This window comes from Oleiphilus sp. HI0125, from assembly GCF_001635355.1.
The window spans coordinates 1-898 of sequence record NZ_LWGF01000126.1; the positions used below are offsets into that span (position 1 = coordinate 1).

Here is an 898-nt window from a genome sequence, read left to right on the forward strand (position 1 = left end):
ATCGAGCTTTAACGCGCGGGACATTGAGCGCCGTCAATGGAGCATCTAACAACATAATTTGCCTATTTATTATTAAACTTTTCAATCTTTAACGAGTTCAGATAAGTCTTTACGATAGAAGCTAACTGCTTTTAAAACAAACCCTTAGCCGCAAATCACAACAAAAATTAATCGCCCTCAGCAAAACTAATCCCCCCAAGTGTTTAGTCTGACAGCCCAAAACTGTACAATCGGCGCCGAATGGCTGAGTGCGACTAACTGGCACTGGCATCATGTATCTGTAGATCCAACGGAATAACTATGATTTTATTGAAAACTAATTACGGCGACATCACTTTGGAACTTGATTATGAAAAAGCTCCAGTAACCGCTAAAAACTTCGAAGCATACGTGAAAGACGGTTTTTATGACGGCGTAATTTTTCACCGCGTTATCGACAATTTCATGATCCAAGGCGGCGGTTTTGATGTCGATATGAACCAAAAGCCAACGCGCGAAACCATTGAAAATGAAGCAAACAATGGTCTTAGCAATGACATCGGCACAATCGCCATGGCGCGCACGATGGATCCGCATTCAGCTTCTGCTCAATTCTTTATCAATGTTTCTGATAACGCGTTCCTTAACCACACCTCTGAGACAACTGAAGGCTGGGGTTACGCGGTCTTCGGTAAAGTTGCGGAAGGCATGGATGTTGTTGAAAAAATCAAAAGCGTCAAAACCACAATGAAAGCTGGCCACCAAGACGTACCAGTGAACGAAGTGATTATTGAATCAGCAAGCGTTGTAGAAGCAAGCGCTTAATTCAATGATCTATTTCATCTCCGATTTACACCTAGAAGAGTCTCGACCAGATATAACCGAAGCCTTTTTCTATTTTCTCGACAAAATAGAATCC

The 898-nt window shown here is 42.1% G+C and carries 1 protein-coding gene; it reads left to right on the forward strand.

The genetic code is table 11. The features are described from left to right. The first annotated feature begins 300 nt into the window (after positions 1-300). Entirely contained in the window at positions 301-804 is a 504-nt protein-coding gene (locus tag A3762_RS02160) for a peptidylprolyl isomerase (RefSeq protein WP_068477055.1), read from the forward strand. Positions 805-898: the final 94 nt, after the last annotated feature.

Bases quoted from the DNA above. Each gene is read 5' to 3' on its own strand.
- A3762_RS02160 (WP_068477055.1), top strand. From the start codon at position 301: ATGATTTTATTGAAAACTAATTACGGCGACATCACTTTGGAACTTGAT.